14 protein-coding genes are annotated in these 14,436 nt (G+C 63.2%); all 14 read right to left on the reverse strand.

What is annotated here, in order from left to right; translation table 11 throughout:
• Positions 1–32: 32 nt before the first annotated feature.
• The 14 genes from MRBLPB4O_RS20245 to flhA all read right to left on the reverse strand — a co-directional run bounded on the left by MRBLPB4O_RS20245 (position 33) and on the right by flhA (position 14,298).
• Positions 33–428 (reverse strand): DUF2802 domain-containing protein, encoded by a 396-nt coding sequence (locus MRBLPB4O_RS20245; protein ID WP_016498573.1) that lies wholly within the window; start codon positions 426–428, stop codon positions 33–35.
• 1 nt (position 429) lies between these two features.
• Positions 430–909 carry a chemotaxis protein CheW gene (locus MRBLPB4O_RS20250; RefSeq protein ID WP_003254393.1) on the reverse strand — a complete coding sequence of 160 codons (480 nt, stop codon included), beginning with the start codon at positions 907–909 and terminating at the stop codon, positions 430–432.
• Between the two features lie 43 nt (positions 910–952).
• Complete coding sequence (locus MRBLPB4O_RS20255) at positions 953–1,846, reverse strand: chemotaxis protein CheW (RefSeq protein ID WP_341796415.1); 894 nt, start codon at positions 1,844–1,846, stop codon at positions 953–955.
• A complete protein-coding gene (locus MRBLPB4O_RS20260) occupies positions 1,846–2,634 on the reverse strand; it encodes a ParA family protein (RefSeq protein WP_016488407.1) in 789 nt (262 codons plus the stop codon). Before MRBLPB4O_RS20260 ends, MRBLPB4O_RS20255 begins: the two co-directional genes overlap by 1 nt.
• Before the next feature lie 219 nt (positions 2,635–2,853).
• Positions 2,854–3,711: a flagellar motor protein MotD gene (gene motD / locus MRBLPB4O_RS20265; protein WP_063423084.1), complete on the reverse strand. Its 858-nt coding sequence runs from the start codon at positions 3,709–3,711 to the stop codon at positions 2,854–2,856.
• A 3-nt stretch (positions 3,712–3,714) separates the two neighbouring features.
• A complete protein-coding gene (locus MRBLPB4O_RS20270; RefSeq protein ID WP_043197155.1) occupies positions 3,715–4,455 on the reverse strand; it encodes a flagellar motor protein in 741 nt (246 codons plus the stop codon).
• Complete coding sequence (locus MRBLPB4O_RS20275) at positions 4,455–5,579, reverse strand: chemotaxis response regulator protein-glutamate methylesterase (RefSeq protein WP_063423083.1); 1,125 nt, start codon at positions 5,577–5,579, stop codon at positions 4,455–4,457. Before MRBLPB4O_RS20275 ends, MRBLPB4O_RS20270 begins: the two co-directional genes overlap by 1 nt.
• A gap of 46 nt (positions 5,580–5,625) precedes the next feature.
• Complete coding sequence (locus tag MRBLPB4O_RS20280) at positions 5,626–7,869, reverse strand: chemotaxis protein CheA (protein ID WP_341796416.1); 2,244 nt, start codon at positions 7,867–7,869, stop codon at positions 5,626–5,628.
• 12 nt (positions 7,870–7,881) lie between these two features.
• Positions 7,882–8,670, reverse strand: coding sequence for a protein phosphatase CheZ (locus tag MRBLPB4O_RS20285; protein WP_016498567.1), 789 nt, complete (start codon positions 8,668–8,670; stop codon positions 7,882–7,884).
• Positions 8,671–8,690: 20 nt separating this feature from the next.
• Positions 8,691–9,065, reverse strand: coding sequence for a chemotaxis response regulator CheY (locus tag MRBLPB4O_RS20290; protein WP_162489843.1), 375 nt, complete (start codon positions 9,063–9,065; stop codon positions 8,691–8,693).
• 120 nt (positions 9,066–9,185) lie between these two features.
• Positions 9,186–9,926, reverse strand: a complete 741-nt coding sequence (gene fliA, locus MRBLPB4O_RS20295) for an RNA polymerase sigma factor FliA (RefSeq protein ID WP_019472908.1) — start codon at positions 9,924–9,926, stop codon at positions 9,186–9,188.
• Positions 9,923–10,756, reverse strand: coding sequence for a flagellar synthesis regulator FleN (gene fleN, locus MRBLPB4O_RS20300; protein ID WP_012273492.1), 834 nt, complete (start codon positions 10,754–10,756; stop codon positions 9,923–9,925). Before fleN ends, fliA begins: the two co-directional genes overlap by 4 nt.
• Positions 10,757–10,849: 93 nt before the next feature.
• Complete coding sequence (gene flhF / locus MRBLPB4O_RS20305) at positions 10,850–12,157, reverse strand: flagellar biosynthesis protein FlhF (RefSeq protein WP_059394800.1); 1,308 nt, start codon at positions 12,155–12,157, stop codon at positions 10,850–10,852.
• Between the two features lie 11 nt (positions 12,158–12,168).
• Positions 12,169–14,298, reverse strand: a complete 2,130-nt coding sequence (flhA, locus tag MRBLPB4O_RS20310; protein WP_341796417.1) for a flagellar biosynthesis protein FlhA — start codon at positions 14,296–14,298, stop codon at positions 12,169–12,171.
• Between the last annotated feature and the right edge of the window lie 138 nt (positions 14,299–14,436).

Raw genomic sequence — 14,436 nt, forward strand, 5'->3', positions numbered from 1 at the left:
TCCGGTGCGCCCAGGCAGGCCTGTAACCCAGGTCAGCCGCTGCGGTGCAGCTTGCTCATCAGCTCTGCCTCGGCCTGGGTAAGGCCGCAGCTTTCGGTCAGCTCGGCCACGCTGGCGCCCATGCCAACCAGCTTGGCCGCCTGGGAGAAAGTGACGTTGTTGGGGTCGCGCTGCTCCAACTGCTGGAGCCTGTCAGGCAGCGGAGCCATCGTAACGCTCAGTTCGTGCAGCGCCTCGCCCATGCGCACGGTACCGTTCTGGTAGTCGTCCAGGCGCTTGGCCAGGTCCTTGATGCGCTGGTCACGCAGCGCATCGCCCTCGGCTTGCTGCGCAGCCAGCTCGCGCTGGCGCTTGCTGTAGTTGAGGAAGAACCACAGGCTCAGCGCCCAGACCAGCGCCAGGAAGATGACAGCAACCTGTAGGATCAACTCAGATATTCTCCAGCTCGGACCACTCTTCCTCGGTCATCATCTTGTCCAGCTCGACCAGGATCAGCAGTTCGCCATTCTTGTTGCACACGCCCTGGATGAACTTGGCCGACTCTTCGTTACCCACGTTCGGTGCGGTTTCGATTTCGGACTGGCGCAGGTAAACCACTTCGGCCACGCTGTCGACCAGAATGCCGACCACTTGCTTGTCGGCTTCGATGATGACGATACGGGTGTTGTCGGTGACCTCAGTCGGCATCAGGCCAAAACGCTGACGGGTGTCGATCACGGTCACCACATTGCCGCGCAGGTTGATGATGCCCAGCACGTAGCTTGGAGCGCCCGGTACCGGGGCGATCTCGGTGTAGCGCAGCACTTCCTGTACCTGCATCACGTTGATGCCGTAGGACTCGTTGTCCAGACGGAAGGTAACCCACTGCAGGATCGGATCTTCGGAACCTTGTGCAGACGACTTTTTCATTCCCCTACCCTCAAAATCCGCTGTTTGGCGGTTGTGTTCTGTGTCATTTCTGTTTGGCGTGCATCTGCTTGACCGCGCCGCTGGCGATCAGCTCGGCCAGTGCGGCGACGTCGAGCAGTGCACACATGTGTTCAATCACCGTGCCGGCCAACCACGGGCGCTGGCCGCGTTGGCTACGCCATTTGATCTCGGACGGGTCCAGGCGCAACGAGCGGCTGACCTGATGCACGGCCAGCCCCCATTCGTAGCCTTGCACGGAAATCACGTAATTCAGGCCTTGACGAAAATCGTCGCGGTAGCGGTCGGGCATTACCCAACGCGCGGTGTCCAGCACCTTCAGGTTGCCGGCCTGGCAGGTCAAAATACCCAGGAACCAGTCAGGCTGGCCGAACAGCGGCGTCAGCTCCTGGCCGGCCAGGTTGTAGATCGAGCCCAGGCACACCAACGGCACCGCCAGGGTCAGGCCGGCGACATCGAACAGCAGGCACTCGAACGGCTCCGCCGCCCACACCGGGCGGCCGTCGACGGTCGCCGGGGGCACCGGGAGATTGGGCGCTGGCAGGTGCACGTCGACCAGCGGCACTGCGGGTTCCACGGTTTGTTCTTCGACCAGCACCGGAATGGCGGCCTCGGCGAGCACCTCCTGCTCGACCACCGTCACCACCGGCGCCTCTACTGGCACGACGCTGGGCAGCACCGCCAGCCTGGGTTCGGCAAACGGCCGCGGGGCAAGGCTGGCAGGGGCTTCGGCGGGTACCGGTCGGGCCAGCTGACGGGCATCACGTGCCTGTTCCTCACGCACCGCCTCGGCGAACGCGTCCTGCGCGGCTGGCGGCTCAAACAGGTCTTCGGCCTCGGTGGCTTCCTGCAGCAGGCCATCGAGGTACGACTGCAAGGCCATCTGCGGCCGGGTGCTGGTGTGTCGGGTCTGGGTCATCAGGCCACCTGCACTGCAGTCTTGTAGGTCAGCAGGTGCTTGAGCAGCGCCCGGTAAGCAATCAACCCGCGGCTCTTGCTGTCGAACTGCGAGGGCGTGACGCCCTTGCGGCTGGCATCGCGCAGGCGCGTATCCACCGGAATATAGCCCTGCCAAACCTGTTGGCCGTAGGTGTCACGCAGTAGCTTGAGTGTGCCCAGGGAGGCCTGGGTGCGGCGGTCGAACAGCGTTGGCACGATCTGGTACGGCAGCGCCTGCTTGCGCGAGCGGTTGATCATGGCCAGGGTGCCGACCATGCGTTCCAGGCCCTTCACCGCCAAAAACTCGGTCTGCACCGGAATCACCAACTGCTGGCTGGCCGCCAGGGCATTGACCATCAACACGCCCAGCAAGGGTGGGCTGTCGATCACGGCATAGTCGAAATCCTGCCACAGCTGCGCCAGACTCTTGGCGATCACCAGGCCCAGGCCATTCTGCCCCGGCGACTGACGCTCCAGCACGGCCAGTGCGGTGCTCGACGGCAACAGCGAAATGCGCTCGTCGCTGGTGGGCAGCAGCAACTGCCCGGGCAGGCCGTCTGGCACTGCGCCCTTGTGCAGGAACAGGTCGTAGCAGCTGTGCTCCAGCGCATCGGGGTTGTGCCCGAAATAGCTGGTCATCGAACCGTGCGGATCGAGGTCGACAACGACCACGCGCTTGCCTGCCTCAGCCAGCAGGCCAGCCAGGGCGATGGTGGTGGTGGTCTTGCCGACGCCACCTTTTTGATTGGCTACTGCCCAGACTCTCATCAAGCAAACTCTATCTATTGATTTGGCAGGGACACTGTAGAAACTACTATCCAAGATCCGGCACGATCCCTGGGGGGAGCGGGCTCATCGAAGCGTCGAACCGCCGCGAACACCGGCGCAGCCGGTGTCATCCACCGCGTCGTCTACTTCGCGGGCATGCCCGCTCCCACAGGGGACGGAGTCACTTTCAATACAATGCAGCGACGGGGAATTGACGGATCACTGCCCCGCCACCGTTGCTGGCGTTGCAGGTGCACTTTGTGTGCCAGCCCGGCGCAACGCGGCATCCGGCGTGGCATGGGCACTGCCCGAGCCGGTCAGGCTGCGGCGCACTTCCAGATTACGCGAAATCACCAGTACCACCCGGCGGTTACGTGCGCGGCCTTCGGCGGTGTCATTGCCGGCTACCGGCTGGTACTCGCCGTAACCCACCGAGGCCATGCGCGCCGGGTTGACCCCTTCCATGGCCAGCAGGCGTACGATACTCGCCGCCCGCGCCGACGACAGCTCCCAGTTGGTCGGGTACTGCGCCGTGCGGATCGGCAGGTTGTCGGTAAAGCCTTCGACATGCACCGGGTTGGCGAACGGCTTGAGGATGTTGGCCACCTTTTCGATGATGGCAAATGCCTTGTCGCTGGGCATGGCATCGCCACTGCCGAACAGTAGCGACGAATTCAGCTCGATCTCGATCCACAACTCGTTGCCGCGCACAGTCATCTGGTTGCTGTTGATCAGGTCGCCAAAGGCATCGCGCACATCATCGCTGATGGTTTTCAGCGGGTCGACATTGGTCGCTGCCAGGCCCGCTTCGGTCTGCTCGCTGTCTTTGACCAGCGGCTCTGCCGGACGCACACTCAACGGCTGCTCATCGCCGATGGGGATCGGTTTCATGCTGCGCTCAGGGTCGTTGAACACCCCGAGCAAGGCCTGGGAAATAACCTTGTACTTGCCCTCGTTGATCGAGGAAATCGAGTACATCACCACGAAAAAGGCGAACAGCAAGGTGATGAAGTCGGCGTACGACACCAGCCAGCGTTCGTGGTTTTCGTGTTCCTCGGTATGACGACGGCGACGCATGGGTTACTCCATGAAGCCTTGCAGCTTCAACTCGATCGAGCGCGGGTTTTCACCCTCGGCAATCGACAACAAGCCTTCAAGCAGCATCTCGCGGTAGCGCGACTGGCGCATGACGTTGGCCTTGAGCTTGTTGGCGACCGGCAGCAGGATCAGGTTGGCGCTGGCCACGCCGTAGATGGTGGCAACGAAGGCCACGGCGATGCCGTTGCCCAGCTGCGAGGGGTCGGCCAGGTTGCCCATCACGTGGATCAGGCCCATTACCGCACCAATGATGCCGATGGTCGGCGCATAGCCGCCCATGCTCTCGAACACCTTGGCCGCCTGGATGTCACGGCTTTCCTGGGTCAGGAAGTCGACTTCAAGGATGCTGCGGATGGCTTCTGGCTCGGCGCCGTCCACCAGCAACTGCAGGCCCTTGCGCGCATACGGGTCTGGCTCGGCATCGGCCACGCCTTCCAGGCCCAGCAGGCCTTCCTTGCGCGCGGTCAGGCTCCAGTTCACCACGCGGTCGATGCCACCCGCCAGGTCGACCCGCGGCGGAAACAGGATCCAGCGCAAGATCTGCAAGGCGCGCTTGAAGGAGGACAGCGGCGACTGCAACAAGGCAGCCGCCAGGGTGCCACCCAGCACGATCAGCGCCGCCGGGCCGTTGACCAGAGCGCCGACATGGCCGCCTTCGAGGAAGTTGCCACCGACGATGGCGACAAAGGCGAGAATCAGGCCGATCAGGCTGAGGACGTCCATCAGACGCAGGCCTCCACCAGGTGCTTGCCGATTTCGTCCAGGCTGTACACCGCGTCCGCCAGGTTGGCTTTGACGATAGCCATGGGCATGCCATAGATCACGCAGCTGGCTTCATCCTGGGCCCACACGGTGCTGCCGCCCTGCTTGAGCAGGCGCGCACCTTCGCGGCCATCGGCGCCCATGCCGGTGAGCACCACCGACAGCACCTTGTCACCGTACGACTTGGCTGCCGAGCCGAAGGTGATGTCCACGCACGGCTTGTAGTTCAGGCGCTCGTCACCGGGCAGGATCTTCACCGTGCCACGGCCGTCGATCATCATCTGCTTGCCGCCGGGGGCCAGCAGGGCCAGGCCTGGGCGCAGCATGTCACCGTCCTCGGCTTCCTTCACGTTGATGCGGCACAGCTTGTCCAGGCGCTCGGCAAAGGCCTTGGTGAACGCCGCCGGCATGTGCTGGATCAGCACGATCGGCGCCGGGAAGTTGGCCGGCAGCTGGGTCAATACCCGCTGCAGGGCCACCGGGCCGCCCGTGGAGGTGCCGATGGCCACCAGCTTGTAAGGTTTGCGCTTGGGGGCTGGCGAGTGCGACGCCGCCGGGGCCGCTGCACGGGCAGTCGCCGCAGGGCGGGCCGGCGCCGGGCTTGCGAAGCTGCTGGCCGGCGCAGGGCTGCTGGCGGGCACAGGGGCGGCGACCGGCGCCGGCCTGGCATAGCTGCCGAGGCGGCGGTTGCTGCGCGAAATGGTATGCACCTTCTCGCACAGCATCTGCTTGACCTTGTCGGGGTTGCGCGAGATGTCCTCAAAGTTTTTCGGCAGGTAATCCACCGCGCCAGCATCCAGCGCGTCGAGGGTGACGCGAGCGCCTTCGTGGGTCAGCGAGGAGAACATCAATACCGGCGTCGGGCAGCGCTGCATGATGTGCCGCACCGCGGTGATGCCGTCCATCATGGGCATTTCGTAGTCCATGGTGATGACATCGGGCTTGAGCGCCAGCGCCTGGTCGATTGCTTCCTTGCCATTGGTCGCGGTACCTACTACCTGGATCGTCGGATCCGCAGAGAGGATTTCCGAGACACGGCGGCGGAAGAAACCGGAATCATCCACCACCAGGACCTTGACTGCCATAAACACTCCATTAGGCGGCGCCACCCGCCAGGGTGCGCCACCGAAATCAAATACGCCGCGCGGCGTAACGCTTGAGCATGCTCGGGACGTCGAGAATCAACGCAATGCGACCGTCACCGGTGATGGTGGCCCCGGACATGCCCGGGGTGCCCTGCAGCATCTTGCCCAGCGGCTTGATTACCACTTCTTCCTGGCCAACCAGTTGATCGACGACAAAGCCGATGCGTTGCGTGCCGACCGACAGGATCACCACATGACCCTCGTGCTGCTCTTCGTGCACCTGGCCCTGTACCAGCCAGCGCTTGAGGTAGAACAGCGGCAGCGCCTTGTCGCGCACGATCACCACTTCCTGGCCGTCGACCACGTTGGTGCGCGACAGGTCGAGGTGGAAGATCTCGTTGACGTTGACCAGCGGGAAGGCGAACGCCTGGTTGCCCAGCATCACCATCAGGGTGGGCATGATCGCCAGGGTCAGCGGTACCTTGATGACGATCTTCGAGCCCTGGCCCTTGGCCGAGTAGATGTTGATCGAACCGTTGAGCTGGGAAATCTTGGTTTTCACCACGTCCATGCCCACACCACGGCCAGACACATCGGAAATCTCGGTCTTGGTCGAGAAGCCCGGGGCGAAGATCAGGTTGTAGCAGTCCGACTCGCTCAGGCGCTCAGCGGCATCCTTGTCCATCAGGCCTTTTTCCACGGCCTTGGCGCGCAGGATGTTCGGGTCCATGCCCTTGCCGTCGTCAGAGATCGACAACAGGATGTGGTCACCTTCCTGTTCGGCCGACAGCACCACGCGTCCGGTGCGGGCCTTGCCCGAAGCTTCACGCTCGTCGGGCATCTCGACACCATGGTCGACGGCGTTGCGCACCAGGTGCACCAACGGGTCGGCCAAGGCCTCGACCAGGTTCTTGTCCAGGTCGGTTTCTTCGCCGACCAGCTCCAGGTTGATCTCTTTTTTCAGCTGGCGGGCAAGGTCGCGTACCAGCCGTGGGAAGCGGCCGAACACTTTCTTGATCGGCTGCATGCGGGTTTTCATCACCGCCGTCTGCAGGTCGGCAGTGACCACGTCGAGGTTGGACACGGCCTTGGACATGGCCTCGTCGCCGCTGTTCAGGCCCAGGCGCACCAGGCGGTTACGCACCAGCACCAGTTCGCCGACCATGTTCATGATCTCGTCCAGGCGCGCGGTGTCGACGCGAACGGTGGTTTCCGCTTCGCTGACGGCATGCTTCTCGGCAGCCTGCGCCGGCGCACGGGGGGCCGGCGCAGGCTTGCTGGCGGCCGCAGGCGCCGGCGCAGCAACGGCTGGTTTGGCCACCGGCTGGCTGTCGGCCAAGGCCTGGGCAGGCGCTTGCGCCTTGGCGACAACCGGGGCCTCGACCGCAGCAACGTCACCACCAAACTTGCCCTTGCCGTGCAACTGGTCCAGCAGGGCCTCGAACTCGTGCTCGCTGATTTCGTCGCCAGCGGCGCTGTTGTCAACCGCGACTGGCGCCGGTGCTTTGACGGCAGGCAAGGCATCAGCCTGGAACGTTCCCTTGCCATGCAACTGGTCGAGCAGCGATTCGAATTCTTCGTCGGTAATTTCGTCGCTTACCGCTTCTGCGGGTGCGGCAACCGGCTGTACCGCAGCTTCGACACTGAACTGGCCTTTGCCGTGCAGCTGGTCGAGCAGCGACTCGAACTCGGCGTCGGTGATTTCGTCACCTGCACCACTGACAGCCTCGCCCTGCATCTGCTCATCGACCGCGGCTTGCGCCTTGACCGCATCGAGCGAATCGAGCAGCTGTTCAAACTCGCTGTCGGTGATGTCCTGCTCATCGGCAGGGCCCATGGCCGCAACCGGCGCCTCGGCTACCGGTGCCGCTGGCGCAGGCGCTTCAGCGGCCTCGGCACCACCGGGTTCGGCCAGACGCGACAAGGCCGCCAGCAACTCGGGGGTGGCCGGGGTTACGTCGGCGCGCTCGCGCACCTGGCCAAACATGCTGTTGACCGTATCCAGTGCTTCAAGCACCACGTCCATCAGTTCCGCATCGACCCGGCGCTCACCTTTGCGCAGGATGTCGAACACGTTCTCGGCGATATGGCAGCACTCCACCAGCTCGTTCAGCTGGAGGAAGCCGGCGCCCCCTTTTACAGTGTGGAAACCGCGAAAGATCGCATTGAGCAGGTCGGCATCGTCAGGTCGGCTTTCCAGCTCGACCAGTTGCTCGGACAGTTGCTCAAGAATTTCGCCGGCTTCTACCAGGAAATCCTGGAGGATTTCTTCATCGGCGCCGAAGCTCATCAAACGTGCTCCTTAAAAACCCAGGCTGGACAGCAAATCATCGACATCGTCCTGACCGGACACAACGTCTTCACGCTTATCGGCATGAATCTGCGGACCTTCACCCCGAGTCGGATGTTTTTCTGCATCTTTTTCTGCGCGCAGTTGATCGTGGTCATGCTGGATACCGGCAAAGCGGTCGACCTGGCTGGCCATCAGCACCAGTTTGAGCAGGTTGCTTTCCACCTCGGTCACCAGGCTGGTGACGCGCTTGATCACCTGGCCGGTCAGGTCCTGATAGTCCTGAGCCAGCAGAATGTCGTTGAGATGCCCGGCAACCTTGCGGTTACCTTCAGCGCTGTGCGTCAGGAAACTGTCGACGCGCTTGACCAGGTCACGGAACTCCGGCGCAGCCACTTCGCGGCGCATGAAGCGCTGCCAGTCGGTGCTCAGGGCCTTGGCTTCGCTGGCCAGGTCGTTGAGCACCGGGGTGCTTGCCTCGACCAGGTCCATGGTGCGGTTGGCCGCGCCCTCGGTCAGCTTGACCACGTACGACAGGCGCTCGGTAGCGTCGGTAATCTGCGACACCTCCTCGGCCTGCGGGATGGTCGGGTCGATCTGGAAGCTGACGATAGCGCTGTGCAACTCGCGGGTCAGCTTGCCGACTTCCTGGTACAGGCCGCGATCGCGGGTCTGGTTCAGCTCGTGAATCAGCTGTACCGCCTCGCCAAAACGGCCCCGTTCCAGGCTTTCGACCAACTCCTGGGCATGTTTCTTCAGGGTCGATTCGAACTCCCCCAAAGACGTTTGTGATGAATCCATGGCGCGCCCCCTGACGTGACTCAGCCGTTGACGCGTTCGAAGATCTTCTCGATCTTTTCTTTGAGCACCTGAGCGGTGAACGGCTTGACCACATAGCCATTGACGCCGGCCTGGGCCGCTTCGATGATCTGGTCGCGCTTGGCTTCAGCGGTCACCATCAATACTGGCAAGGTCTTCAGCTGATCGTCGGCACGCACTTTGCGCAGCAGGTCGATGCCGGACATGCCGGGCATGTTCCAGTCGGTCACCAGGAAGTCATAGGCGCCCCTTTGCAGCATCGGCAGCGCCGTGATGCCATCGTCGGCTTCGTCGGTGTTGGTGAAGCCCAGGTCACGCAACAGGTTCTTGATGATCCGCCGCATCGTCGAAAAGTCGTCAACGATGAGGATTTTCATGTTCTTGTCCAATTAGACCTCCAAGCAGTCTCAAACGCGCCCGGTCTACCGGGCACGCACTCATTCAATTCGGTACAACGTGGATAACGCACGCGGAAAACGACTGCAACGACACCGGGCTCAACGTGCCCGCCATTCCCCCAGGCGGCTACGCAGGCGCGCGGCGCACTGGCTGTGCAACTGGCTGACCCGCGACTCGCTGACCCCAAGCACCTCGCCAATTTCCTTGAGGTTCAGCTCTTCGTCGTAGTACAGCGCCAGTACCAGGCGCTCACGCTCCGGCAGGTTGGCAATGGCCTCGGTCAGGGCAGCCTGGAAGCGTTCGTCTTCCAGGCCACGCGCAGGTTCGACATGGCCACTGGCGCCATCCTCATGCAGCCCTTCGTGCTCGCCGTCCTGCAACAGGTCGTCAAAGCTGAACAGGCGGCTGCCCAAGGTATCGTTCAAGATCCCGTAGTAATCATCGAGACTCAATTGGAGTTCGGCAGCAACTTCATGATCTTTAGCGTCCCGGCCTGTTCTGGCTTCAACGGCACGCATCGCGTCACTGACCATGCGGGTATTGCGGTGCACCGAACGCGGTGCCCAGTCGCCCTTGCGCACCTCGTCCAGCATGGCCCCGCGGATGCGGATGCCGGCATAGGTTTCAAAGCTGGCGCCTTTGCTGGCGTCATATTTGTTGGCCACTTCAAGCAGGCCGATCATGCCGGCCTGGATCAGGTCCTCGACCTGCACGTTGGCCGGTAACCGCGCCAACAGGTGGTAGGCAATGCGCTTCACCAGCGGGGCGTAGCGTTCGATCAGCTCGTACTGGGCGTCTTTCGCCGCCCGGCTGTACATCTTGAAGCCGCTGGCGTTCATAGCACGGGTCCCGCGCTGGTGGGTTGCACCAGACGCTCGACAAAGAACTCCAGGTGGCCGCGCGGATTGGCCGGCAGCGGCCAGCTGTCGACCTTCTGGGCGATCGCCTTGAAAGCCAGCGCGCACTTGGAGCGTGGGAAGGCTTCGTAGACGGCGCGCTGCTTCTGCACCGCCTTGCGCACACACTCGTCGTACGGCACGGCGCCCACGTACTGCAGGGCAACGTCGAGGAAGCGGTCGGTGACCTTGGTCAGCTTGGCGAACAGGTTGCGCCCTTCCTGCGGGCTCTGCGCCATGTTGGCCAGCACACGGAAACGATTCATCCCGTAGTCGCGGTTGAGCAGTTTGATCAGGGCGTAGGCATCGGTGATCGAGGTGGGCTCGTCGCAGACTACCAGCAGCACTTCCTGGGCGGCGCGAACGAAGCTGACCACCGACTCGCCAATCCCCGCCGCAGTGTCGATCACCAGCACGTCGAGGTTATCGCCGATTTCGCTGAACGCCTGGATCAGCCCGGCATGCTGGGCCGGGGCCAGGTGCACCATGCTCTGGGTGCCCGAGGCCGCCGGTACGATGCGCACACCGCCGGGGCCCTGCAGCATCACGTCACGCAGCTCGCAGCGTCCCTCGATGACATCGGCCAGGGTACGTTTGGGGGTAAGGCCCAGCAACACGTCGACGTTGGCCAGGCCCAGGTCGGCGTCCAGCAGCATGACCCTGCGGCCAAGCTCGGCCAGCGCCAGGGACAAGTTCACTGAAACGTTAGTCTTGCCGACGCCACCTTTGCCACCGGTCACGGCGATCACCTGTACGGGATGCATGCTACCCATGTCTGTTCTTTACCTTGTCTCGCTGGGACTCAGGCCACACGTGGGGCAATTCTGCGTACCCCTTGGCATAGCTACTTTGCACACGCTTCATGGTCAACCCGCTCGCCGGGGGTTGTGATAGAGATCAGCGAACATGTCGGCCATGGCCTCCTCGCTGGGCTCGTCCTGCTGCTGCACATTGACCGCACGGGACACCAATTGGTGGCCACGCGGCAGATGCAGGTCGTCAGGAATGCGCGGGCCATCGGTGAGGTAGGCCACGGGCAGTTCATGACTGATGGCAAGGCTCAGCACATCGCCAAGGCTTGCCGTTTCATCCAGTTTGGTCAGGATACAACCGGCCAGGCCACAGCGCTTGTAGCTATGGTAGGCGGCGGTCAGCACCTGCTTCTGGCTGGTGGTAGCCAGCACCAGGTAATTCTTCGCGGCAATGCCACGCCCGGCCAGGGTTTCCAGCTGCATGCGCAGTGCCGGGTCGCTGGCCTGCAGGCCAGCGGTATCGATCAGCACGACGCGTTTGCGCAGCAGTGGCTCCAGTGCCGCAGCCAGCGACTGGCCCGGGTCGACGTAGGTGACTGGCACGTTGAGGATGCGGCCCAGGGTCTTGAGCTGCTCCTGGGCGCCGATACGAAAACTGTCCATGCTCACCAGTGCCAGGTTCTGCGCGCCGTACTTGAGCACGTAGCGGGCAGCCAGCTTGGCCAGGGTGGTGGTCTTGCCCATGCCGGCCGGGCCGACCATGGCAATCACCCCACCCTCTTCGATCGGTTCGATTTCGGGGATTTCGATCATCCGCGCCAGGTGCGCCAGCAGCATGCGCCAGGCCTGGCGTGGCTCTTCGATCTCGGCGGTGAGGTCGAGCAACTCACGGGCGATAGGCCCGGACAGGCCGATGCGCTGCAGCCGGCGCCAGAGGTTGGCCTGCTGTGGCTTGCTGCCCTGCAACTGGCTCCAGGCCAGCGAACCGAGCTGCACTTCCAGCAGCTCGCGCAGGCCCGACAGCTCGGAGCGCATGGCATCGAACAGGCGCGGGTCGACCGGCGCCGCAGCAGGGGCAGCGGCAGCCTCAGGGGCATCGACGTGCGGCTCGATCAACGGCTCGGCGGCGGTCAGCGACTGCCCGGCAAACAATTGGCGGTTGTTGTCGCTGCTGTCCTGGCGGTGGTCCAGCTCGGCCTGGGCAGTGGCGATGCGCGTATGGGTCTTGCGCAGCTCTTCTTCCAGCTCGGCGTTGGGCACGCGCGGAGCCAGGGCGGACAACTTATAGTCCAGCGCGGCCGTCAGTTCGACACCACCGGCAATGCGGCGGTTGCCAATGATCGCGGCATCGGCGCCCAGCTCGTCACGGACCAGTTTCATGGCCTGACGCATATCGGCGGCGAAAAATCGCTTAACTTGCATTATCCACTACCTCAGCCGTTAGGGCCCACGGTGGCAACGATGGTGACTTGCTTGTTGTCCGGTATTTCCTGATACGCCAGAACATGCAAATTCGGTACAGCCAGGCGACCGAAACGCGACAGCATGGCGCGGATCGGGCCGGCGACCAGCAGGATGGCCGGCTGGCCCTGCATTTCCTGGCGCTGGGCCGCTTCGATCAGCGAACGTTGCAGCTTCTCGGCCATGCTCGGTTCCAGAAGAACACCATCTTCCTGACCCTGCCCGGCCCTTTGCAGACTATTGAGCAAAATCTGTTCCAACCTTGGTTCCAGGGTAATCACTGGCAGCTCCGACTCAACGCCGACAATGCTTTGCACGATGGCGCGACACAATCCGACGCGCACCACCGCCACCAGCGCGGCGGTATCTTGACTCTTGCCGGCGTTGTTCGCGATGGCTTCGGCAATACTGCGAATATCGCGCACCGGCACCTGTTCCGACAACAGCGCTTGCAGCACCTTGAGCAGGCCCGACAAGGAAATGACACCCGGCACCAGCTCTTCTGCAAGTTTAGGCGATGCCTTGGACAGCACCTGCAGCAGTTGCTGAACCTCTTCGTGGCCAATCAGCTCATGGCAGTGCTTCTGCAGGATCTGGTTGAGGTGGGTGGCCACCACGGTGCTTGCGTCGACCACGGTGTAGCCCAGCGACTGCGCCTGGGAACGCTGGCCGACGTCGATCCACACCGCCTCCAGGCCAAACGCCGGGTCGCGCGCGGCAATGCCGTTCAGGGTGCCGAACACTTGCCCGGGGTTGATCGCCAGCTCCCGGTCCGGGTAAATCTCCGCTTCGGCCAGGATCACCCCCATCAGGGTCAGGCGATAGGCGCTGGGCTGCAGGTCGAGGTTGTCACGAATGTGCACGGTGGGCATGAGGAAACCCAGGTCCTGGGACAGCTTCTTGCGCACACCCTTGATCCGCGCCAGCAACTGGCCGCCCTGGTTGCGGTCGACCAGCGGGATCAGCCGGTAACCGACTTCCAGGCCGATCATGTCGATGGGCGTCACGTCGTCCCAGCCCAGCTCCTTGGTATCAAGCGCACGCTGCGGCGAGGGCAACAGGTCTTGCTGGCGCTGCGCCTCTTGTAGCGCATCCAGCTTCACCTTGTTCTGCTTCTTCCACACCAGGTAGGCGCCGCCGCAGGCCAGCAGGCCAAGGCTGAGGAAGGCCACGTGCGGCATGCCCGGCACCAGCCCCATGACGATCATCAGCCCGCCGGACACCGCCAGGGCCTTGGGCGAATCGAACATCTGCCGGTTGATCAGCTTGCCCATGTCCTCGGAGCCCGAGGCGCGGGTGACCATGATCGCGGCGGCGGTGGACAGCAGCAGTGATGGCAATTGCGCCACCAAACCGTCACCGATGGTCAGCAGGGCGTATACCTTGCCGGCATCGCCGAAGCTCATGCCGTGCTGCAGCATGCCGATCAGCATGCCGCCGATCAGGTTGATGAACAGGATCAGCAGGCCGGCAATGGCATCACCGCGGACGAACTTGCTGGCACCGTCCATCGAGCCGTAGAACTCCGCCTCTTGCGCCACTTCGGCACGGCGGTGCTTGGCCTGGGCCTGGTCGATCAAGCCGGCGTTGAGGTCGGCATCGATGGCCATCTGCTTGCCGGGCATGGCATCGAGGGTGAAACGCGCGCTTACCTCGGAAATACGCCCGGCACCCTTGGTCACCACCACGAAGTTGATGATCATGAGGATGGCAAACACCACGCCACCGACCACGTAGTTGCCGCCGATCACCACCTCGCCGAAGGCCTGGATCACCTTGCCGGCAGCGCCGTGGCCCTCCTGGCCATGCAGCATGACCACACGGGTGGACGCCACGTTCAGGGCCAGGCGCAGCAGCGTGGCCACCAGCAGGATGGTGGGGAAGGCGGCAAAGTCCAACGGGCGCAGGGCGTACACGCAGACCAGCAGCACGACGATCGACAGGGCGATGTTGAAGGTGAAGAACACGTCGAGCAGGAACGGCGGTATCGGCAACATCATCATTGCCAACATCACCAGCAGTAGCAGCGGCACGCCCAGGTTGCCCCGACCGAGACCGGCCAGGTTGTTGCGGGCGTTGCTGATTAACTGAGTGCGATCCACCGCGAGTCCTCTTGATGCAAAACTTTGACGCCCAGGGGGCGCCTGGGCGTGGCTTTGCAAGAAGCCTTCCAACTTTGCACGGGAGAGGATGCTGTTTTTGTAGGAGCAGCCTTTTGCTGCGAAGATGCCATTGCAAGC

It is taken from the genome of Pseudomonas sp. LPB4.O, from assembly GCF_038383825.1.
GTDB lineage: Bacteria > Pseudomonadota > Gammaproteobacteria > Pseudomonadales > Pseudomonadaceae > Aquipseudomonas > Aquipseudomonas putida.

Coding starts and splice junctions, on each gene's coding strand:
- MRBLPB4O_RS20250 (WP_003254393.1), bottom strand. CDS start 909: ATGAAAAAGTCGTCTGCACAAGGTTCCGAAGATCCGATCCTGCAGTGG.
- MRBLPB4O_RS20255 (WP_341796415.1), bottom strand. CDS start 1,846: ATGACCCAGACCCGACACACCAGCACCCGGCCGCAGATGGCCTTGCAG.
- MRBLPB4O_RS20260 (WP_016488407.1), bottom strand. CDS start 2,634: ATGAGAGTCTGGGCAGTAGCCAATCAAAAAGGTGGCGTCGGCAAGACC.
- motD (WP_063423084.1), bottom strand. CDS start 3,711: ATGCGTCGCCGTCGTCATACCGAGGAACACGAAAACCACGAACGCTGG.
- MRBLPB4O_RS20270 (WP_043197155.1), bottom strand. CDS start 4,455: ATGGACGTCCTCAGCCTGATCGGCCTGATTCTCGCCTTTGTCGCCATC.
- MRBLPB4O_RS20275 (WP_063423083.1), bottom strand. CDS start 5,579: ATGGCAGTCAAGGTCCTGGTGGTGGATGATTCCGGTTTCTTCCGCCGC.
- MRBLPB4O_RS20280 (WP_341796416.1), bottom strand. CDS start 7,869: ATGAGCTTCGGCGCCGATGAAGAAATCCTCCAGGATTTCCTGGTAGAA.
- MRBLPB4O_RS20285 (WP_016498567.1), bottom strand. CDS start 8,670: ATGGATTCATCACAAACGTCTTTGGGGGAGTTCGAATCGACCCTGAAG.
- MRBLPB4O_RS20290 (WP_162489843.1), bottom strand. CDS start 9,065: ATGAAAATCCTCATCGTTGACGACTTTTCGACGATGCGGCGGATCATC.
- fliA (WP_019472908.1), bottom strand. CDS start 9,926: ATGAACGCCAGCGGCTTCAAGATGTACAGCCGGGCGGCGAAAGACGCC.
- fleN (WP_012273492.1), bottom strand. CDS start 10,756: ATGGGTAGCATGCATCCCGTACAGGTGATCGCCGTGACCGGTGGCAAA.
- flhF (WP_059394800.1), bottom strand. CDS start 12,157: ATGCAAGTTAAGCGATTTTTCGCCGCCGATATGCGTCAGGCCATGAAA.